We start from the raw sequence: 18,873 nt of genomic DNA on the forward strand, positions 1-18,873 counted from the left end.
AAATTAAACCCAGCTCAATGCTTTTTAGTGATCTTGTTCAAAACGCATGCGTGATTTCGATCAAAATTTCGGTTTTCGTTGCTGTTTTAGGCAGTTGTTGATGGTTTACATAAGTTTACTATCTATTGCTGAAACAGCTCGAAAGGAGTAGTTTTTAGCCATTGAGTTAAGAAATGTAAACCGAAATGATGAGCGTAAAACAGGTTCGATTCACCGAAGCAGACAGAGAGTGTTTAAGCCACTATTTTCGTGTGGCTGACACGATTGCCGATCTCATTGGTCCTCACTGTGAGGTGGTGATTCATTCATTTGAAAGCTTAGACAATTCAGTGGTGAAAATCGTTAATGGGCATCATACCGGGCGTGAAATCGGTTCTCCAATCACCGATTTAGGTTTGCGTATGTGGCGAGCATTCGAGAAGACGGGGGAAGTATCACCAAAGAGCTACTTCACCAACGCATCAAATGGTTCATTGTTGAAATCGACCACTTGTATTTTGGCGGGGCCAAAGCAAAAGCCGATCGGTATGCTTTGCATCAATATGAACTTGTCATTTCCTTTTCCAGAAATCGTCAAAACGCTGATGCCGCAATGCAATGTATCGCAGGTCAATGAAACGTTCAGTAATAACGCGAACGATGTGATCCAACAAACGTTGAGCGCAGCAATCACTGAGGTGGACCAAGATGAAACGATTTCAGCCAAGGGGCGCAATAAAGCCATCATTCGCTGTTTATTTGATAATGGTGTATTCGAGCTGAAAGAGACGACCACACAAGTATCCGAGCAACTTGGGATCAGCCGTCAGGCGGTTTATAAGTTCATCCGAGAATTTAAATCAGAATAATATAATCATTTAGGAGTTATATCGTGAAACAGATCATTGCCACGCAGCAAGCACCGGCAGCTATCGGCCCTTACTCTCAAGGTACCGCTTACGGCGATATGGTGTATACCTCAGGCCAATTACCTCTTGTTCCAGAAACCATGCAATTTATTGAAGGCGGCATTAAAGAGCAGGCTCGTCAATCGCTAGAAAACTTGAAAGCGGTACTTGAAGCGAGTGGTGCGGGTCTAGACACCGTACTGAAGACCACGTGCTTCCTATCCGATATGGAGAACTTCGCCGCATTCAATGAAGTGTATACCGACGTATTCGGTACAGAGAATGCACCAGCTCGCTCTTGCGTTGAAGCTGCAAGACTACCAAAAGATGCATTGGTTGAAGTTGAAGCCATCGCCTACAAAAAATAACCGTTCTTCGGACATAATGGGTATCAATAGGAGATTCTCATGAGTATTTCATTTATTGGATTGAGCGTCCTGTTCTTTGGATTTTACGCGTTACTTGCGAACTTCAAAAAACAAAAGAAAAGCTTTAACTTCCGAGTACTAAGTGCGTTGGCTGCGGGTTTGTTGTTCGGTGGCGCTATTCAGCTTGTGTTTGGCGTTGGCAACGTTGCTACCGCAGGTTTTGCTGAACTGATTTCTGTTTTCGGTAAAGGCTACATTAAGCTTCTACAAATGATCGTTATCCCGCTTGTGTTTGTGGCGATGATCTCTTCGATCATGAACGTAGAAGGCGGCGGTGCATTATCTCGAATTGCACCAAAAATCATCGGTATTTTACTTTTCACTTGTGCTATTTCAGCTGGCGTTGGTATCGCAAGTATCTACCTATTCGGTATCGATGCCAACGCATTAGTAAGCACCATCGGATCTAACGGTGCAATAGAAGCTCGTGGTGATGCTCTGGTTGCAACGCAAGATGCAATGACCAACAGCGGTCTGTCTGGCATGGCGCTGTCTATCATCCCAACTAACATCTTCGACATGCTAACAGGCTCAGAGCGTACTTCTACGCTGTCAACAGTACTGTTCGGTATGTTCCTTGGCTACTGTATTCTACAAGTGAAAAACCGTAAGCCGGAGAAAGTACAAAGCTTCGTTGATTTCATTAATGCAGCAAAAGAAGTGGTACTTTCAATGGTACGTGAAATTCTGAAGCTAACGCCTTATGGTGTATTCGCTCTGATGACCACGTTCATGATGACTAACGATTTGTTCGCACTAGCTGAAATGGGCCGCTTCCTACTAGCAAGCTACGTCGCAATCGGTGTTATGTTCGCGATTCACTTTGTGATGGTATCGATGTTCGGTCTATCTCCAGCGAAGTTCATGAAGAAAACCTGGCCAGTGCTTGTGTTCGGTTTTGGTTCTCGCTCAAGTATGGCGGCGATTCCATTAAACGTTGAAACGCAAACTCAACGCCTAGGTGTCGACGAAGAAACGGCAAACATGTCAGCAACCTTCGGTACCAGTATCGGTCAGAACGGCTGTGCGGGTATCTACCCAGCAATGCTAGCCATCATGGCGGCACAAGTAATGGGTATGCCTGTTGACCTAGGTTTCATCCTACAACTGATTGCCGTTATCGCGATTGCTTCATTCGGTATCGCAGGTGTTGGTGGTGGCGCTACGTTCGCAGCAGTCGCGGTTCTGACCATCATGGGTCTAGACATCACCGTTGTGGCGATTCTGGTTTCTATCGAAGCATTGATCGACATGGCTCGTACGGCACTGAACATCTCTGGTTCAATGTTGTCAGGTGTTGTCACCGCTAAGAAAAATGGCTCTTTGAATACAGAGCAATACAACGCAGATGTCGCTGTAACAACAGCGAAAGAAGCGGCAGTATAATTTACAAAACTTAATTAAGAGCACCCAAGGCGGGTGCTCTTCAGTTTTTCCTGAGTTCAGGTTATTTAGGTAATAGATATGAAAGTTGTTGTCGTAGGCGGTAGCGCTGCTGGAATGAGTTTCGCGGCGAAATACAAACGGAATCAGCCATCAGATGAAGTGATTGTGCTAGACAAGCGTGATTACATTTCCTTTGGTGCATGTGGTTTGCCTTACTTTGCTGGTGGCATGTTTGATGACACTGAGCGCATGATCTCTCGTACGCCAGAGCAAGCCATTCAATCAGGTTTAGATGTACGTGTTGAAACTGAAATGGTGGCATTTAACCGCGCTGAAAAGCAGATCACGGTACGTCATCAAGGTGAAGAGGGCGTACTCGATTACGATATGCTGATCATCGCAACCGGTGCACGCCCAATCGTACCGCCGTTTGGTGAGTTCAACCCAGAGCACGTATACACGCTAACCAGCATGGAAGATGGCTTGGCAGTGAAAGCAGTGCTTAAGGACAGCAACAAACAACGTGTTTGCGTTATCGGCGGTGGCTTTATCGGGCTTGAAGTGTTCGATGCAGCGCATTTGCTTGGTAAGCACGTCACCATCATTGAACGTGAGCAGCACGTGATGAGCCGTCAATTCAGCCCTGAAATGATCGAAGTAGTAGAAGGCGCGATTCGTGAATCGGGTGCAGAGCTTAAAACCGGTTGCAGCGTATCCGCCATTCGCGACGCCGATCAGGGTGGTTACATCGTCGAAACCGACAATGGCAATGTGGAAGCAGATGTGGTGATCATGTCACTTGGCTTTAAACCAAACACAGAAGCGTTTGAGCTACCAAAGGCAGCTAATGGCGCACTGCTCGTGGACGAGTTTGGTGCAACAGAAGACGCGAACGTTCATGCCGTGGGCGACTGTGCTGTCGTTCACCACATGGCGTTAGGCAAATCGGTATACGTTCCGCTTGCAACAACGGCAAACAAACAAGCGCGTATGATGGCAGACAAGCTATCAGGCAAAGATACTTACATGACAGGCTTCTTAGGTTCATCATGCCTGAAGGTACTGGACTACGAGCTAGCGTGCACGGGCGTATCGGAACTTCTTGCTAAAGAGCACGGCTTGGAAGTGAAGGTTTCGACCATTTCAGATAAGAACCAAACCGATTACTACCCAGGCCAAGAAGACATCAAAGTGAAGTTGGTTTACCATCCAAAAACCAATGTTCTGCTAGGTGGTGAAGTTGTTGGTAAGAAAGGCGCGGTAGGACGCATCAATGCATTAGCGGTAGCAATTACAGCGAAGATGACCACACAACAGCTCGGCTACATGGACTTTTGCTATGCACCACCATTTTCTCGCACGTGGGATGCGCTAAACGTTGCTGGTAACGTCGCGAAATAAGCCTTATTAGAAAGTTACAGACCAAACAAAAGGGCTCCAGAGGTATCTCGGGAGCCCTTTTTAGTATTCAAATTCTATTGAATTAACGGCGCGTGCTTAACGATGTTTAGGTTTACGTTGTCCGGTTGGTTTGCCTTGTCCTTGTGGACGTCCTTGACCTTGAGAATGACTTTTACCTTGAGAGCTAGCACCATTTGAACGGTTTGGGTTGTTGCCGCCAGTTCGTGAGCCAGTATTAGGACGCTGACTATTGCTTGGACGTTGACCGTTAGTGCCGCCGTTGCCGCGATTTTGGCCCGCTTGACCGCCTTGTGCTTTTCCTGAACCGTTGCGGTTGCCGGATGGTTTACCATCATGTGAGCCACCCTCAGAACGTTTGTTCAAGTGACCACCGAAGCCCGGTTGGTTCTTAGTGTGCTTGGTTGCAAAGCGGTTTGCGCCATGGCGGCCAGATTTACGACGTTGTGCAGGTGTTTGTGCATCAATGTCTTCTGCCGGAACCAGACAGTTTGGCTTGTCACCAATCAGGTGTTTTTTACCCATGTTGTTCAACGCTTCACGGATCATTGGCCAGTTCGCTGGATCGTGGTAACGAAGTAGCGCTTTGTGTAGGCGACGCTGGCGTTCACCTTTCGCAACAGGCACATCTTCACGCTGTTTGTACTTCACACGCTTCAGAGGGTTCGTCTCTGAGTAGTACATCGACGTGGCGTTACACATTGGCGACGGGTAGAAGTTTTGTACTTGGTCACACTCGAAGTTATTTTTCTTCAACCATAGCGCAAGGTTCAGCATGTCTTCATCTTCTGTACCTGGGTGCGCAGAGATGAAGTAAGGGATCAGATATTGTTTCTTACCGGCTTCCGCGCTGTACTTCTCGAACATCTCTTTAAAGCGATCGTAAGTGCCCATGCCCGGTTTCATCATCAGATCCAGCGGGCCTTTTTCAGTGTGCTCAGGAGCAATCTTCAGGTAACCGCCGACGTGATGCGTCACCAACTCTTTGACGTATTCTGGTGACTCAATCGCAAGGTCGTAACGTACGCCAGATGCGATCATGACTTTCTTCACGCCTTTGACTTTACGTGCCGCGCGGTAAAGATCGATGGTGTGTTTATGATCTGTGTTTAGCTTGTTACAGATACCAGGGAACACACACGATGGACGACGGCAGTTTGCTTCTGCTTTCGGATCGCTACAACCCAGTCGATACATGTTGGCTGTAGGGCCACCCAAGTCAGAGATCGTACCGGTAAAGCCAGGAACCTTATCGCGGATCTCTTCCAACTCGTTAATGATCGAATCTTGAGAGCGGTTTTGAATGATGCGACCTTCGTGCTCTGTGATAGAACAGAAAGAACAGCCACCAAAACAACCACGCATGATGTTAACCGAGGTTTTGATCATGTCGTAAGCAGGGATCTTTGCCTTGCCATACATAGGATGAGGGACACGCGCGAACGGCAGACCGAATACGTAGTCCATTTCTTCTGTCGTCAACGGAATTGGCGCTTGGTTTACCCAAAGTTCACGGTCACCGTGACGCTGAATTAAAGCACGGCCAGAGTATGGGTTGGTTTCTAAATGCATCACACGACTTGAATGGGCATAAAGAATGCGGTCGTTGTTGAGCTTTTCGAAAGGCGGTAGGCGCACAGCAGTGGTCGCCGCATCGTGACGGGAAGGACGAATCGTAATTGGCTGAGCAACGGGCTCATCCTTTTTCGTCGCACATTCCGTTTCCACTTCGTAAGGGTTCTTGGGTACGAACGCTTCTTTACGTGGCTTCTCAATACGAGAGGAATCAATAATCGTGTAGCCCTCTGGCTCCGCAGACAAGTTAACCGCAGTACCGCGGATGTTAGTCAGAGCTGAAATATCGTCACCATCAGCTAGGCGGTGTGCTACTTCAACCAGCGCACGTTCTGCGTTACCAAACAATAGGATGTCGGCTTTAGCATCAAGTAGAACAGAGCGACGAACTTTATCTGACCAGTAATCGTAGTGCGCTACGCGACGTAAGCTGGCTTCGATACCACCAAGAACGATAGGTGTGCCTTTGTAGGCTTCACGACAACGTTGTGAGTATACCAAAGTTGCACGATCTGGGCGTTTTCCGCCTTCGTTGTTTGGCGTGTACGCATCATCGTGACGAAGTTTTTTGTCCGCCGTGTAACGGTTGATCATGGAGTCCATGTTACCCGCGGTGATCCCGAAGAACAGATTTGGCTTACCAAGTTGCATGAACGCATCTTTGTTTTGCCATTCTGGTTGAGCAATGATACCCACACGGAAGCCTTGTGCTTCCAAAAGACGACCAATGATTGCCATACCAAAGCTTGGGTGGTCTACATATGCGTCACCCGTGACGATGATAATGTCACAACTATCCCATCCTAGGGCATCCATTTCTTTGCGACTGGTCGGCAAGAAAGGTGCCGTACCAAAACACTCGGCCCAGTATTTTTTGTACTCATGAATAGGAGTAATGTCGTTGGTCATATTTTGCTCTCTGTTCTAGGGAGCGCGAATTATAGCGATTTGGTGATCAGGTATCTATACCTAACCCCCATAATAAAGTGTAGTTGAGCCACTTTTATTCCTAGATGAAAATAACTCGCAATACGTTTTTAGGTTTTGATGCGTAATGCCCTTTAAGCCCTTATTGTAATTGAGGTTAAGGCATTCAATTTTTAGTCGGCCGCTTATTAAACCTCAACTCGGGATAAGAAAGTTTACATAGCTAAATTTATGAGTCACTTGAGTTGATATTGGCGTCAGTACAGCTCTTTTAGATGGATAACGAGGCAGAATTACAAGTCAATAGCGAGTCTATTGCGGTCATTTTAACGACGTTAGGCGCTAAAAGCGCGGTGCTGAATGGCTTAGATTATCCCGAGCTGAGGTTATTTAGTTTAGGTGGTTTGCGGTTAGGCGATTTGTTATTATCGCCACCCTAAAATGACTTTTGAGTTTGTATTCAACATGATTCAACAACTGCTGTTAACTTTTCCTCCAATGTTATTTGGCGCGCAAGCGCTGTTGACATTGCTTTTGATTAAAGGTGATATTTGCCCGGGTCAGCGTGGTCGTCTGCATAAGATGTTGCCATCAATTGCGCTACTTTGGTTGGCAGTAGCCTCACTTCGTATTGAAGCGTTCATGATCGTGTTTGCGATTTTCTATTTCTACTCTCAAGTTCAAACTAAGAAGACGCGCGAAAAAGGCCCGCTATGGGCACTGCATTTAGCGAACGGTCTGGCGTTTGCGTATGTGAGTATTCAAGTATTTGAGCAGCCACATTGGGCAGCGTCTGCTTCAATGGCACTGATGGTTTTCTTCCTAGGTGGCGCATTTGCGCAGCTACTTTTGGTTATTGCGCGTAGTCGTCTTCAAGCGTTTCATCGCATCTTGCCAGTGACAGGTGTGGTATCAGGTATGTTGCTTGTGGTGATGACGCTGTTCTCCGCTTACCAATTGGATGAAGCGACGCTTCACTCAGTGACGTCGCATATTTTAGCGTCACTGGCTTTGCTGATCATCGCAATTGTTGTCTGGTCTTGGCACATTTTTACTCATAAAGCACCAACTAAAGTTCAGCTAGCGGCAGCGCTGATGCTTGCTTTGGCCTCAATGACCAGCTTACAAGGTCTGTTCTTGCTAGGCGCATAATCGTCTTTTTCAATATCACGTTGATGAGCTCGATATTTAGAGCGAGTTCACTTTCAAAACATTAGATTAAGTCTACGCTTACTTAATAACCTCATATCAATGCAATATCGACGTTGAACAGAATAGAGGTTAAACACCTTGTTTTAGAGGAGTGTCGCGATGGACTTAAGCAATGTTACAAACTGGGATAGCATTATTTTGCTAGGTATAGTGAATGAAAAGCTGCGCTTAGAGTGTGACAGCTTTGAAGAACTTGTAACTATGTATGAAATGGATGTGGAATCAGTAGTGGGTAAACTTGATGTGCTCGGCTACCAATATGACCCACTGACCAATCAATTCAAATCGTACGAACGTTAGTTTCGTTTCATTTCCCTGAATGTTAAGCCATCTTGATGCCGTCAAGGTGGCTTTTGCATTGCTGACGCGCTGTTGTGAAGAACGCCTGTAGATAGCGTTTATTTTTCTCTGAGTTTCGTGTCGCTGCAAACAGACAACGCCATAACCCTTCCCCAAAGGCATACTGGTAATCAGACCTTGCCGTGCAAACTCGGAAATCGCCCAGTTTGGTAATGCTGAGACCCCTAATCTTGCCGAGACCATCTGCACCAACATTAGCGTATTATCGGCTTGGAAGGGGTTCTTTGAGAAAGTTCTTGATGCTCAACCCTAACATCGGACAATGAATAAGGAATACGGACATGGCAACGACAACACTCATTCTTGGTTACATTCGTTAAATAAATGAGTCGTTAAAACGAAAAAAGCGAGGATAGTTGTCCTCGCTTTGCTATTTCTGTTTATCGCAGACTGCTAAAGAGACGCTCGACGTAATTACTGTGGTTGTTGAGTCGCAGTACAAGTTTGTTCCGATACTAACTCGTCAGCGATTAACTGACCGCGAGAGTTACGGATCTGAATTCGATACATCAAACCCATGTCGATTTGTTCACGTACTGCAGGAGTATGGCAGTAGGTGTAAATACTGGTATTTAGTACTTGGTTTAACGGTTTCGCGCCAAGTGCGCCGTCGTTATAAATCATCATCATTTCAATCACATTTTTGTTAGAAGAAATGCGCATGATCTTAAGAGGGCCGTATTCAAGTGGTAAGCCCACAGAAAGTACGCCCGCACGGTTCGATGCCATCAGTTCAAGTTGACGTTGCTTATCATCATTGGATGAACAGCCCGATAGTGCACCAAGTACTAGAAAGAGACACAGTAAGTTTTTCATAAGTTAGAATACTTTTTTGAACGGTTTTACGATGACGTTTTCGTAAACACCCGCGGTGATGTATGGGTCAGCATCTGCCCATGCTTGAGCATCTTCTAGCGAATCAAATTCTGCGATCACTGTTGAGCCAGTGAAGCCTGCTTCTCCTGGATTATCAGAGTCAATCGCTGGCATAGGACCTGCTGTCAGTAGGCGGCCTTCATCTTGAAGCAGTTGTAGGCGCTCAAGGTGTTGAGGGCGAACGCTCAAACGTTTTTCTAACGAATTTTCTACATCTTGAGAAAAGATGACGTACCACATAGCATGTTTCCTTAGTTAATGGGCTAAAGCCCTAATTTAACGCCTTTTTTATGTCACTCACAAGTCGACAATGGAAATTATGAGTGTATTCGAGCATTTAATGTATCGAGTTTCGTTCGTTGCTTCTGAATTGGACGTGGTTTGCCTTGGCTATCAATGGCGACATAGTTGAACGTTGCGTCACAGACCATAAAACGATCTTCGACGCCGTCAACTTTTACGGGTTTGACCCAAACCTCAAGATCGACGCTCATGGAGGTACGGCCAATTTTAGTACACACACCGTAACAACATACAACATCCCCAACGCTGACTGGCTTTTTAAACGTGATACTTGAAACAGAGACTGTAACCACGCGTCCTAAAGAAATTTCTTTTGCTAAAATTGCGCCAGCTAAATCAAGCTGAGACATGATCCAACCACCAAAGATATCGCCATTGGCGTTCGTGTCAGCCGGCATAGCGAGAGTTCGCAGCAACAGTTGACCAGTTGGAGAGTTAACTTCTTGACTCATGATGACATCCTACAATCTTTAACGGTGCTCATAGAAAGAGCAAAAACGTGCACCAATATTATTTGGAGCGACGAACAAAACAGCGACCCGTAGGTCGCTGTAAATAATCAAATTGACTGGATTATAGCAAAAATGTTTGTCTAATCATCAATTGACACATCGGAGGTGCTGTCTTTCTGTTCTTTTGGCATGTGTTTGTAGATATAGAAACCAGTTGCGATCATGTAAGCGAATGTAGCAATCAACAAACCGAATACTTTGAAGTTAACCCAAACATCGAGTGGCAATTCGAAAGCGACATAAACGTTCAGACCCGCACAGAAGGAGAAGAACCCCACCCACGCCCAGTTGATCTTGGTCCAGATTGCTTCTGGGAGCGTGATTTCTTTACCTAGCATTCCTTTGATCGCGGATTTTCCCATCGCATGACTCACTGCCAAGCCAATCGCAAATACAGCGTAGACAATGGTGACTTTCCACTTAATAAAGTTGTCATCGTGAAGGAAAATCGTCATGCCACCAAAGATCGCGACCATAGCAAAAGTGATCAACTGCATTTTTTCTACTTTTTTGTATAGCGCAAAAGTCAACACGATTTGAATCGCTGTTGCAATCATCAGCGCAGCTGTCGCTACGTAGATGTCGTACATCTTGTAGAGGACAAAAAAGACAATGAGTGGAATAAAGTCAATGACTTGCTTCATGTTACAATAACTACCTAGTTGCTGAGTTTATAACCAGTCTAACGTAATTTTAGTCAATGTGAATACATCCAGACAGCACGAGATGCGATTTACTTAATGATCACGCTCAGTAAGTCTCATCCCGCTTTTACTAGGCGACGTGTTGGTATTGCTCGATAACGTCAGAAACATCGTCTAAATACCCCGATGATATAAGTGCTTCTACCGTTGACTCCAGTTCTTCAAGTGACAGAGTGAAACAGCTTGATTTGCCAGTCGTCATAAGAAGGTATTGGTGATATCGCTCTTCAGTGAAATGGCCTACGCGGTCTAAAAGTAGCGCTTTAATTCCGTGATGAATCAAGCGGTAGTAAGTGTGGCGATGAAGCAGCATAGGAGCCTCCTTATTCAAACCTTTTACCGTAACTTAGTTCATAGCATTTTGTACGTTCACTTTGCCATTTTGTTCATACTGAAGGGGTATCAATAAAGAAAAGTGAGGTCGGTTTGCAACAGAGCAATCGTGACAAGTATTGAAGATACAAAAAAGCCACTCAGCTGAGCGGCTTATTTCACTGACATGCGTGATTATGCTTGTTGTTTTTGAAGTTCAGCTTGCGCTTCTTCCTCTTCCACAAGCGCATCAACAATCACCGCACACGCCGCATCACCGGTGATGTTTAGCGCGGTACGAATCATGTCGAAGATACGGTCAAGTGCAAACAGCAGTGGTAGACCTTCAATTGGAATACCTGCCGCGATCAAAACAGCAACAACGAGGAAAGAAGGGCCAGGTACACCAGCTTGACCTACGGCACCTAGCGTTGAAGTAACGATAATCGCGATGTAAGCGCCCATACTTAGGTCAATATTGAACAGTTGTGCAAAGAAGATAGCGACTAAACCGTAGTAGATTGCGTTACCAGACATGTTGATGGTCGCACCTAGCGGCAGAACGAAAGAAGCGGTTGAATTTTTAACCCCTAGCTCTTTTTCACACGTGTCCATAGTGACAGGCAGTGTCGCCATTGAAGATGCGGTTGATAGTGCGACTGCTTGTGGCTTCTTCATTGTAGAAATGAATTTCTTCGCTGAAGTCTTAGTAAAGACATGGACCATTGCAGGGTAGACGATAAAACCGAATACTAGGATCGCTGCAACGTAAACAACGAACAGTTTGAATACCACCATTAGGGCACCAAAACCGAAGGTACCAACGGCTTCGGCCATCAGGCCAAATACACCAATAGGTGCGATGATCATCACTTTATTGATCATCCAAACCATTGCGTCAACAATGCAGTTTACGCCGTTGATGATTGGGTCACGACGTTCTTTTGCTTGCTTAGAAATCGCAATACCAAAGAATAGGCAGAAGACCAAAATTTGCAGGATGTTTGCTTCGTTGAGGGATTGGAAAACGTTGGTTGGGATCATACCAGTGATGGTTGCCCAGAAAGTAGGTAGTTCACCTTTCGAAGCGTATTCTGTTGAGAACATGCCTTCTACGCCTGAAACGTCGATGCCCATGCCAGGTTTGAATACTTCACCCATGAATAGCGCAAGCGCCACTGCTAGGGCGGATGTCAGACCAAAGAAACCTAGGGTGACCAAGCCAACTTTGCCTGCAGACTGGCTATTGCCCAAACCAGCAGCACCTGAAATCAAAGCGACAGCAACCAATGGGATTACTAACATTTTGATTAGATTTATAAAAATGGTACCTAGTGGCGCAAACACAGTCGCACTTTGCCCCATGAAGGCACCAACGGCAGTACCAACGATCATCGCAATGACGACTTGCATGCCGATGTTGTTTAGTAAACTCTTTTCTTTTAACACTTCCATAACCTCTGTGCTAGTAACATTTAGAATCCTAAGATTAACCACTAATTTATATTCGTATGGCGGATGATTATCTCGCTTGTTCTTTTACACTTATCATTCACAAATGGCAATACAAGTTCAGTACAAACTTAGCGATTCATCGGAACTTTCTTGATTAATGGTTGTTTTTTTAATCAAAAGCAAACGTTTGCTATGGCTTTTGATCGTTATTTGATTGGCGGAGTCTGTGATTCTGGAGCTGAACCTGACTCGGAAATGTTGCGAGAATGTTTTTTTGATCGATGCTAAAACAATGGTTTTTTTTATGGAAACTCGAATTTTTAGGTATGCGTTATACTAGCAATAGTTTGTGACTTGGTAGGAACGCATTGATCAATCAATGACGCTTCTGACAATAGAACTATCATCCAATAGGAGTCGATATGCCTCTGTTTGAAAACAAAGTCGCCTTAGTTTTGGCTGGCGCACATGGTATTGGCAAAGCGTGCAGTTTACTTTTGGCCTCTCAGGGGGCGATAGTCTATGTTGCTGATTGGGATGTGGAACAAGCAAAAGTGACTGCTGATGAATGCAATACCAACAGCGGGAATGCTAAGGCGAAAGAGATGTTCTTTAACGCCTTTGATAATGAGTCGTATGAGCCTTTGATTGACTCTATTTTGCAAGAGCATGGCAGGGTAGATGTGTTGGTGAACAACTTTGGTGGTGTTGACCTAAAACTCGATCGAGATCTTGCGCATACGGATGTTGAGGATTGGGAGAAGAGCATGTTGGTCAATATCAACAGTGTATTTATTCCAGCCAAAGCCGTTATTCCTGCCATGGTAAAAAATGGCGGTGGTAGTATCGTTAACATTTCATCGCTTTCCTCTTTGAGTGCAGAGATGTCGAGTATTTCCTATGGAACTGCCAAAAATGCCATTAATCATATGACACGACAAATAGCGATCCAATACGCCAGTTATGGGATACGCTGCAACGCCGTTTTACCGGGTATGATCGCAACGGATGCGGTGAAGAAAAACTTGAATCAAGAGTTTATCGACAACTTTTTATCGACCCAGCCTATAAAACGAATGGGAGAGCCTAAAGATATTGCTCATGCGGTTAGTTTTTTAGCGAGTGATCTTGCGAGCTTTATTACTGGGGTGTGTTTACCTGTCACTGGCGGCATGAACATCGCCACGGCACGCTACTATTTTGATGCCGATAAAGTGACGTTTTAAGGTAAAGGCAATAGCGGATCGAAACATGGGCGAGCCTGGTATCCGGTTTGAATGGAAGGAAGAGCAATGTGCCGCTCAATCAGAGAGAGCGGCAACGTAGATTGGGGATTATTGTTGCGTAGCAGTTTTCATTGATGATATGAACTCACCTAATTTATCAAGCATCAGTTGCGGTTGATTGAGGTACGTTTCGATGATCTTAACCACCGCTGAGCCAGATATCACTCCTGCCGCACCAGATTCCAATGCCGCTTTCACCTGAGATGGCTCAGAAATACCAAAGCCAAGTAGCGACGGTGGCGCGTCAAATTGATTGAGCCTATCTAGCATATGGCTAACAGGCATATTTGCTTTGGTCTCAGCTCCTGTTACCCCAGCGCGTGACAGTAGGTAGGTGTAACCACCGCCTAGTTCAGAAACTTGTTTTAGGGTGTCATCACTTGCCGTTGGCGGTGCGATGAAGATTGGGTGAATGCCAAACTTCTCAGCTGCAGAGACAAATTCAGCACTTTCGTTGGTTGGTACGTCTGCAATCAAAACAGAATCAATGCCCGCTTTAGCGCAGCGCTCATAAAAGTTTTCGATACCGCGTGAGTAGACAAGGTTTGCGTACATCAGAAGACCGATAGGTAGCTCTGGATACTTCGCACGGATCTGACTAATTTTCTCAAAACAGATATCGGGTGTCGCTCCTGACTCTAACGCACGAATGTTCGCACCTTGAATGGTTGGACCATCGGCAAGTGGATCAGAAAATGGAATACCAAGCTCAAGGGCATCAGCACCTGACTCAACCAAAGTTTCCATGATTTGGTAAGATTGTTCGGCGTTCGGATCGCAAACCGTCACGAACGGTACAAATGCGCCTTGTTTTTTTTCGTTTAGACGCGCAAACATCTTCTCATAACGGCTCATTAGAACACTCCTTTTTCTTCTAGGATATCGTGTACGGTGAAGATGTCTTTATCACCACGACCTGATAGGTTAACGACCAAAAGCTGCTCTTTTTCTGGGTTTTGACGAGCCATACGCAGTGCATGCGCTAAGGCGTGAGCTGACTCAAGTGCCGGGATGATACCTTCGCTGCGAGCAAGCTCTTGAAAGGCTTCTAACGCTTCATCATCGGTGACGTTGTCGTACTCCGCACGACCAATCGCGTTTAGATGCGCGTGCTGTGGGCCAACCGAAGGGAAATCTAGGCCAGCAGACACAGAGTAAGACTCTTCCACCTGACCATTTGGATCTTGCATCAGTGGTGCTTTCATACCAAAGAAGATGCCCGTTTTGCCGTGTTTAAGCGGTGCGCCGTGTTGATCTGTATCAATGCCTTTACCTGCTGGTTCAACACCAATAAGGCGAACGCTTTCTTCTTCAATGAAATCAGCAAACATACCGATAGCGTTTGAGCCACCACCCACACAGGCGATCACCGCATCTGGAAGGCGACCTTCGCGAGCCAAAATTTGGTTTTTGGTCTCTTCGCCGATCATGCGTTGGAAATCACGAACGATAGTCGGGAATGGATGAGGGCCTGCGGCTGTGCCAAGAAGGTAGTGCGCGTCTTCATACGTTGCAGACCAGTCGCGTAGCGCTTCGTTACACGCGTCTTTTAGCGTTGCAGAACCCGAATGGACAGGGATGACCTCTGCGCCCATGAGTTTCATACGGAACACGTTCGGGCTTTGACGCTCAACGTCTTTTGCACCCATGTAAACACGGCACTTAAGCCCAAGCAGTGCGCACGCGAGAGCGGTTGCTACGCCGTGCTGACCTGCGCCAGTCTCTGCGATGATTTCGTTTTTACCCATGCGTTTTGCAAGCAGCGCTTGACCCAACACTTGGTTAGTCTTGTGCGCGCCACCGTGAAGCAGGTCTTCACGCTTTAGGTATAGTTTGGTTTTCGTACCTTTGGTTAGGTTACGCGTAAGAGTTAGTGCCGTTGGGCGGCCTGCGTATTCTTGAAGAAGCATCATGAATTCACTGCGAAACTCAGGGTCTTCTTGCGCGTCGATAAACGCTTGCTCTAGTTGATCCAGTGCTGGCACTAGAATTTGCGGAACGTACTGGCCGCCGTATTCGCCAAAGTAGGCATTCAGTTTTGCCATCGTGATCTTCCTTCTCGTATTTTTTTGCTGCGAATCGCTTTATTGCTTTCATTATTTAGCTACAAATAGCTTTAATAGTCGCGAATGGCATTAAACGCAGCCAGCAACTTTTGTGAATCTTTTCTGCCCGGTGTGCTTTCGACACCAGAGTTTAAATCTAATCCCAAGCAACCCAATTTTGCTGCTTGTTGTGCATTTTCAGGAGATAGGCCGCCAGCCAACATGATCTGACCTGGGTCGCCAATCAATGACCAATCGAACACTTGCCCCGTTCCACCTGTTTGATTACCAATTTGTGCATCTAATAGGTGACGATCAATGTTTTCACCAAGTAGTATGGGTTGGGCGTCAGCCACACCGTAGGCTTTCCAAACCTCTGTGCTAGAAGGCAACTCAGCTCTCAACTGGTTTACATAGTTTTGGTCTTCTTCGCCATGTAACTGAACCGCCTTTAAACCTAATGACGTCACGATAGATGCAACAAAATCGATATCGTGATTTTGGAATACACCCACATAATGAAGTGGAGCACCACTCATAGTGAGGCGAGCTTTTTCTAGGTCAACGGCACGTTTCGATTTCTCAACAAAAATCAGACCACCAAAGACCGCGCCAGCTTGATAAACTTTGGCTGAGTCATCTGGATGAGTAAGACCACACACCTTGTTTTCACCTAGTGTGATTTTACGCACCGCAAGCTCCAAGTTGTCTTCCGCCATTAGTGAGCTACCAATCAAGAAGCCATCCGCGTATTGTGCTAAATCACGAATTTGTTGGTGTGTGTAAATACCAGACTCTGAAATTATCGTCGCATTTGGCGCAAGTTTGCGAATGGTTGGTGCGAGCGCTTTCGTGCGGTTTAAATCGGTGCTTAAGTCACGTAGGTTCCGGTTATTAATGCCAATAACGCGAGCGCCTAGCTCAACCGCGCGGTGGAGTTCTTCTTCGTTACTAACTTCGGTTAGAATCCCCATATTTAGGCTGTGCGCGGCTTCTTCTAGCGCTTTGTATTCTGCGTCATTTAGAACAGACAGCATCAGTAGTACCGCATCGGCACCGTAATGACGGGCGAGATAAACTTGATACGTGTCCACCATAAAGTCTTTACACAGAACAGGCTGTTTTACTTGATTGCGAACACGCGGAAGAAAGTCGAAGTTACCTTGGAAGTATTTTTCGTCAGTAAGGACTGAAATCGCGTCAGCGTGGTGGTTATAAACCGATGCGATGTAATCCAAATCGAAGTCGTCACGGATCAAGCCTTTTGACGGTGAGGCTTTTTTGCATTCGGTGATGAAAACGGTTTTGTTGCCGCTCAAAGCATTATAAAAACTGCGGTCAGAAGGCATCAAATCTGATTGAAAAGTGCTGAGATGCTGCGATGCTTTGCGTTCCGCTACCCATCGGTATTTATCACGAACGATCTTAGCGAGAACTTCTGCCATTTCTGCTTCTTTCTTAGAAACGTGTTCCGACAAGTTACCAGGTTGCTCCGTGTTAAAGTCAGTCATCTTCATCAATTCCTTAAGCGTGAGCGGCAAGTTGCTGTACCAATTGGTAAGCCTTACCTGAATTCATAGCTTCAATGGCTTGTTGCGTGTTGGCTTCCAAATCTTCGTGACCGAATAGACGCATTAGTAGAGCCACATTGACGGCTACCGCACCTAGTTGAGCGTCCGTACCTTTGCCGGTCAGAATGTTGGTAATGATCGCTTTGTTTTCTTCTGGATCGCCACCTTTAATCGCTTCTAATGGATGAGCGTCTAGGCCAAAATCTTCTGGTGTTAGCGTATATTCGATAATCTCATCGTCTTTGATTTCAGCGACAGTGGTTGAGCCGTGAATCGCCACTTCATCTAAGCCGCTGCCATGGACAACCGCTGCGCGTTTCATGCCCATTTGTAGCATGGTTTCAGCAATAGGGCGAACCAGTTCTTCACGGTAAACGCCCATCAATTCGATGTTTGGACGAGCGGGGTTTATCAGTGGACCAAGAATGTTAAAGATGGTGCGGGTTTTCATGGTTTGACGCACTGGCATCGCGTGACGTACACCACCGTGGTATTGAGGGGCGAATAGGAAAGCCACACCGATATCATCGACCGCTTTGCGTGTATCTTCGGCGGTCATCATGAGATTGATACCAAACGAGTCGAGAAGGTCAGAAGAGCCTGATTTGCTGGAGACGCTGCGGTTGCCGTGTTTGGCAACTTTTAGACCACAAGCTGCTGCGACGAAGGCAGCGGTTGTTGAAATGTTGATGGTGTTGTGACCGTCACCGCCCGTACCCACGATGTCAGCGAAATCGTAATCTGGGCGAGGGAATGCGCTGGCGTTCGCTAAAAGTGCTTTTGCCGCTCCTGCGATTTCATCCGGTGTTTCGCCTTTGATCTTTAGCGCAGTCAGTGCTGATGCCATTAAGATTGGGTCTAGCTCGCCACGAATGATGATGTTAAACAACTGTTGGCTTTCTTCCTGAGTCAGTGACGCTTGTTGGTATAATTTGGTCATAATAGGGTTGATAATTGCTTCCATAAATTTCTCTCCTAAATTTCTTATGCGCCAAGCGCTTTTTAATCAGTGTGGGGCTGAGTTGGAATTTTATCGTTGAGTGCCCATTCAATGGCATTGGCTAGCAGTGTTGCTCCGTAGATCGTCATAATCGATTCCGGGTGGAACTGGAATCCGCAAACTTTATCTTCCTCTTGAACGACAGACATTACCAAATTATTCACTTCTGCTGTGATGGTTAGGCTCTCAGGAACCTGAGTTGCAACCAGCGAGTGGTAACGTGCAATCGCCAGTGGTGATGGTAGGTTTTGGTAAATCGCATGGTTTTGGTGCGCCATCATAGAGACCTTACCGTGAATGATTTCGCCTGCGCCAGCAACGATGCCGCCGTACGCTTCAACAATCGCTTGGTGACCAAGACAAATTCCGATCATCGGAACTTTGCCCTTTATGCGCTGGATAAGCTCTGGCATTGAACCGGCTTCTGACGGTGCACCAGGACCTGGCGATAACAGAACCACAGGGTTTTCAAGCTCGCTCACTGCTTGTTCGATGGTTTCTGCGGGGATGATGTTTCGGTAAATTTTGACTGAGTGACCTAGCGAGCGGAACTGATCTACAAGGTTGTAGGTGAACGAGTCAAAGTTATCGATAAATACGATGTCAGCCATGTCC

General features: G+C 46.1%; 20 protein-coding genes. 7 read left to right on the forward strand and 13 right to left on the reverse strand.

Features of this window, described 5'->3' with window-relative positions; translation table 11 throughout:
• Window positions 1–185: 185 nt before the first annotated feature.
• The 4 genes from ACVA54_RS09035 (at window position 186) to ACVA54_RS09050 (ending at window position 4,102) form a co-directional block, all read left to right on the forward strand.
• Window positions 186–848, forward strand: coding sequence for a helix-turn-helix transcriptional regulator (locus ACVA54_RS09035; protein WP_099080974.1), 663 nt, complete (start codon window positions 186–188; stop codon window positions 846–848).
• Between the two features lie 23 nt (window positions 849–871).
• Window positions 872–1,255, forward strand: coding sequence for a RidA family protein (locus ACVA54_RS09040; protein ID WP_099080975.1), 384 nt, complete (start codon window positions 872–874; stop codon window positions 1,253–1,255).
• Between the two features lie 39 nt (window positions 1,256–1,294).
• Window positions 1,295–2,701 carry a cation:dicarboxylate symporter family transporter gene (locus ACVA54_RS09045; RefSeq protein WP_119463588.1) on the forward strand — a complete coding sequence of 469 codons (1,407 nt, stop codon included), beginning with the start codon at window positions 1,295–1,297 and terminating at the stop codon, window positions 2,699–2,701.
• A gap of 78 nt (window positions 2,702–2,779) precedes the next feature.
• Entirely contained in the window at window positions 2,780–4,102 is a 1,323-nt protein-coding gene (locus ACVA54_RS09050; RefSeq protein ID WP_446649539.1) for a CoA-disulfide reductase, read from the forward strand.
• A gap of 96 nt (window positions 4,103–4,198) precedes the next feature.
• Here ACVA54_RS09050 and ACVA54_RS09055 read toward each other — a convergent pair whose 3' ends face one another.
• The gene (locus tag ACVA54_RS09055; RefSeq protein WP_099080978.1) at window positions 4,199–6,604 is read right to left on the reverse strand and encodes a YgiQ family radical SAM protein; all 2,406 of its coding nucleotides are present in this window, start codon (window positions 6,602–6,604) and stop codon (window positions 4,199–4,201) included.
• A gap of 459 nt (window positions 6,605–7,063) precedes the next feature.
• Between ACVA54_RS09055 and ACVA54_RS09060 the strand changes: the two genes are divergently transcribed.
• Window positions 7,064–7,774, forward strand: a complete 711-nt coding sequence (locus ACVA54_RS09060) for a hypothetical protein (protein ID WP_172438193.1) — start codon at window positions 7,064–7,066, stop codon at window positions 7,772–7,774.
• Window positions 7,775–7,933: 159 nt separating this feature from the next.
• Window positions 7,934–8,134, forward strand: coding sequence for a DUF4250 domain-containing protein (locus ACVA54_RS09065; protein ID WP_099080979.1), 201 nt, complete (start codon window positions 7,934–7,936; stop codon window positions 8,132–8,134).
• Here the strand turns inward: ACVA54_RS09065 and ACVA54_RS09070 are convergent.
• The 7 genes from ACVA54_RS09070 to ACVA54_RS09100 all read right to left on the reverse strand — a co-directional run bounded on the left by ACVA54_RS09070 (window position 8,057) and on the right by ACVA54_RS09100 (window position 12,356).
• The gene (locus tag ACVA54_RS09070; protein ID WP_367379325.1) at window positions 8,057–8,389 is read right to left on the reverse strand and encodes a hypothetical protein; all 333 of its coding nucleotides are present in this window, start codon (window positions 8,387–8,389) and stop codon (window positions 8,057–8,059) included. The two genes, ACVA54_RS09065 and ACVA54_RS09070, sit on opposite strands and share 78 nt — an antisense overlap.
• Before the next feature lie 219 nt (window positions 8,390–8,608).
• Window positions 8,609–9,010 carry a GspS/AspS pilotin family protein gene (locus ACVA54_RS09075; protein WP_446581823.1) on the reverse strand — a complete coding sequence of 134 codons (402 nt, stop codon included), beginning with the start codon at window positions 9,008–9,010 and terminating at the stop codon, window positions 8,609–8,611.
• Between the two features lie 3 nt (window positions 9,011–9,013).
• Window positions 9,014–9,310 (reverse strand): YciI family protein, encoded by a 297-nt coding sequence (locus tag ACVA54_RS09080; protein ID WP_099080981.1) that lies wholly within the window; start codon window positions 9,308–9,310, stop codon window positions 9,014–9,016.
• A 77-nt stretch (window positions 9,311–9,387) separates the two neighbouring features.
• The gene (gene yciA, locus ACVA54_RS09085; protein ID WP_446596547.1) at window positions 9,388–9,825 is read right to left on the reverse strand and encodes an acyl-CoA thioester hydrolase YciA; all 438 of its coding nucleotides are present in this window, start codon (window positions 9,823–9,825) and stop codon (window positions 9,388–9,390) included.
• Window positions 9,826–9,965: 140 nt separating this feature from the next.
• On the reverse strand, window positions 9,966–10,529 hold the full coding sequence (locus ACVA54_RS09090) for a septation protein A (RefSeq protein WP_099080983.1): 564 nt from the start codon (window positions 10,527–10,529) through the stop codon (window positions 9,966–9,968).
• A 130-nt stretch (window positions 10,530–10,659) separates the two neighbouring features.
• Window positions 10,660–10,902 (reverse strand): hypothetical protein, encoded by a 243-nt coding sequence (locus ACVA54_RS09095; protein WP_099080984.1) that lies wholly within the window; start codon window positions 10,900–10,902, stop codon window positions 10,660–10,662.
• 194 nt (window positions 10,903–11,096) lie between these two features.
• Window positions 11,097–12,356 (reverse strand): dicarboxylate/amino acid:cation symporter, encoded by a 1,260-nt coding sequence (locus tag ACVA54_RS09100; RefSeq protein ID WP_099080985.1) that lies wholly within the window; start codon window positions 12,354–12,356, stop codon window positions 11,097–11,099.
• A gap of 422 nt (window positions 12,357–12,778) precedes the next feature.
• Between ACVA54_RS09100 and ACVA54_RS09105 the strand changes: the two genes are divergently transcribed.
• Window positions 12,779–13,582 carry an SDR family NAD(P)-dependent oxidoreductase gene (locus tag ACVA54_RS09105; protein ID WP_446581820.1) on the forward strand — a complete coding sequence of 268 codons (804 nt, stop codon included), beginning with the start codon at window positions 12,779–12,781 and terminating at the stop codon, window positions 13,580–13,582.
• A gap of 108 nt (window positions 13,583–13,690) precedes the next feature.
• On the opposite strand, the gene trpA is transcribed toward ACVA54_RS09105, so the two are convergent.
• The 5 genes from trpA to ACVA54_RS09130 form a co-directional block, all read right to left on the reverse strand.
• Window positions 13,691–14,497: a tryptophan synthase subunit alpha gene (trpA, locus tag ACVA54_RS09110; RefSeq protein WP_119463586.1), complete on the reverse strand. Its 807-nt coding sequence runs from the start codon at window positions 14,495–14,497 to the stop codon at window positions 13,691–13,693.
• Window positions 14,497–15,687, reverse strand: coding sequence for a tryptophan synthase subunit beta (trpB, locus tag ACVA54_RS09115; protein WP_099080988.1), 1,191 nt, complete (start codon window positions 15,685–15,687; stop codon window positions 14,497–14,499). Before trpB ends, trpA begins: the two co-directional genes overlap by 1 nt.
• Window positions 15,688–15,758: 71 nt before the next feature.
• A complete protein-coding gene (trpCF, locus tag ACVA54_RS09120) occupies window positions 15,759–17,198 on the reverse strand; it encodes a bifunctional indole-3-glycerol-phosphate synthase TrpC/phosphoribosylanthranilate isomerase TrpF (RefSeq protein WP_446649540.1) in 1,440 nt (479 codons plus the stop codon).
• Between the two features lie 13 nt (window positions 17,199–17,211).
• Window positions 17,212–18,222: an anthranilate phosphoribosyltransferase gene (gene trpD / locus ACVA54_RS09125; RefSeq protein ID WP_446649541.1), complete on the reverse strand. Its 1,011-nt coding sequence runs from the start codon at window positions 18,220–18,222 to the stop codon at window positions 17,212–17,214.
• A gap of 38 nt (window positions 18,223–18,260) precedes the next feature.
• A complete protein-coding gene (locus tag ACVA54_RS09130; protein WP_446649542.1) occupies window positions 18,261–18,869 on the reverse strand; it encodes an aminodeoxychorismate/anthranilate synthase component II in 609 nt (202 codons plus the stop codon).
• Window positions 18,870–18,873: the final 4 nt, after the last annotated feature.

The organism is Vibrio sp. PNB23_22_6 (genome assembly GCF_052877535.1).

Excerpts from the sequence above, each read along its gene's own strand:
- ACVA54_RS09035 (WP_099080974.1), top strand. The coding sequence starts at position 186 with ATGATGAGCGTAAAACAGGTTCGATTCACCGAAGCAGACAGAGAGTGT.
- ACVA54_RS09045 (WP_119463588.1), top strand. The coding sequence starts at position 1,295 with ATGAGTATTTCATTTATTGGATTGAGCGTCCTGTTCTTTGGATTTTAC.
- ACVA54_RS09050 (WP_446649539.1), top strand. The coding sequence starts at position 2,780 with ATGAAAGTTGTTGTCGTAGGCGGTAGCGCTGCTGGAATGAGTTTCGCG.
- ACVA54_RS09055 (WP_099080978.1), bottom strand. The coding sequence starts at position 6,604 with ATGACCAACGACATTACTCCTATTCATGAGTACAAAAAATACTGGGCC.
- ACVA54_RS09060 (WP_172438193.1), top strand. The coding sequence starts at position 7,064 with ATGACTTTTGAGTTTGTATTCAACATGATTCAACAACTGCTGTTAACT.
- ACVA54_RS09065 (WP_099080979.1), top strand. The coding sequence starts at position 7,934 with ATGGACTTAAGCAATGTTACAAACTGGGATAGCATTATTTTGCTAGGT.
- ACVA54_RS09070 (WP_367379325.1), bottom strand. The coding sequence starts at position 8,389 with ATGTTGGTGCAGATGGTCTCGGCAAGATTAGGGGTCTCAGCATTACCA.
- ACVA54_RS09075 (WP_446581823.1), bottom strand. The coding sequence starts at position 9,010 with ATGAAAAACTTACTGTGTCTCTTTCTAGTACTTGGTGCACTATCGGGC.
- ACVA54_RS09080 (WP_099080981.1), bottom strand. The coding sequence starts at position 9,310 with ATGTGGTACGTCATCTTTTCTCAAGATGTAGAAAATTCGTTAGAAAAA.
- yciA (WP_446596547.1), bottom strand. The coding sequence starts at position 9,825 with ATGAGTCAAGAAGTTAACTCTCCAACTGGTCAACTGTTGCTGCGAACT.
- ACVA54_RS09090 (WP_099080983.1), bottom strand. The coding sequence starts at position 10,529 with ATGAAGCAAGTCATTGACTTTATTCCACTCATTGTCTTTTTTGTCCTC.
- ACVA54_RS09095 (WP_099080984.1), bottom strand. The coding sequence starts at position 10,902 with ATGCTGCTTCATCGCCACACTTACTACCGCTTGATTCATCACGGAATT.
- ACVA54_RS09100 (WP_099080985.1), bottom strand. The coding sequence starts at position 12,356 with ATGGAAGTGTTAAAAGAAAAGAGTTTACTAAACAACATCGGCATGCAA.
- ACVA54_RS09105 (WP_446581820.1), top strand. The coding sequence starts at position 12,779 with ATGCCTCTGTTTGAAAACAAAGTCGCCTTAGTTTTGGCTGGCGCACAT.
- trpA (WP_119463586.1), bottom strand. The coding sequence starts at position 14,497 with ATGAGCCGTTATGAGAAGATGTTTGCGCGTCTAAACGAAAAAAAACAA.
- trpB (WP_099080988.1), bottom strand. The coding sequence starts at position 15,687 with ATGGCAAAACTGAATGCCTACTTTGGCGAATACGGCGGCCAGTACGTT.
- trpCF (WP_446649540.1), bottom strand. The coding sequence starts at position 17,198 with ATGACTGACTTTAACACGGAGCAACCTGGTAACTTGTCGGAACACGTT.
- trpD (WP_446649541.1), bottom strand. The coding sequence starts at position 18,222 with ATGGAAGCAATTATCAACCCTATTATGACCAAATTATACCAACAAGCG.
- ACVA54_RS09130 (WP_446649542.1), bottom strand. The coding sequence starts at position 18,869 with ATGGCTGACATCGTATTTATCGATAACTTTGACTCGTTCACCTACAAC.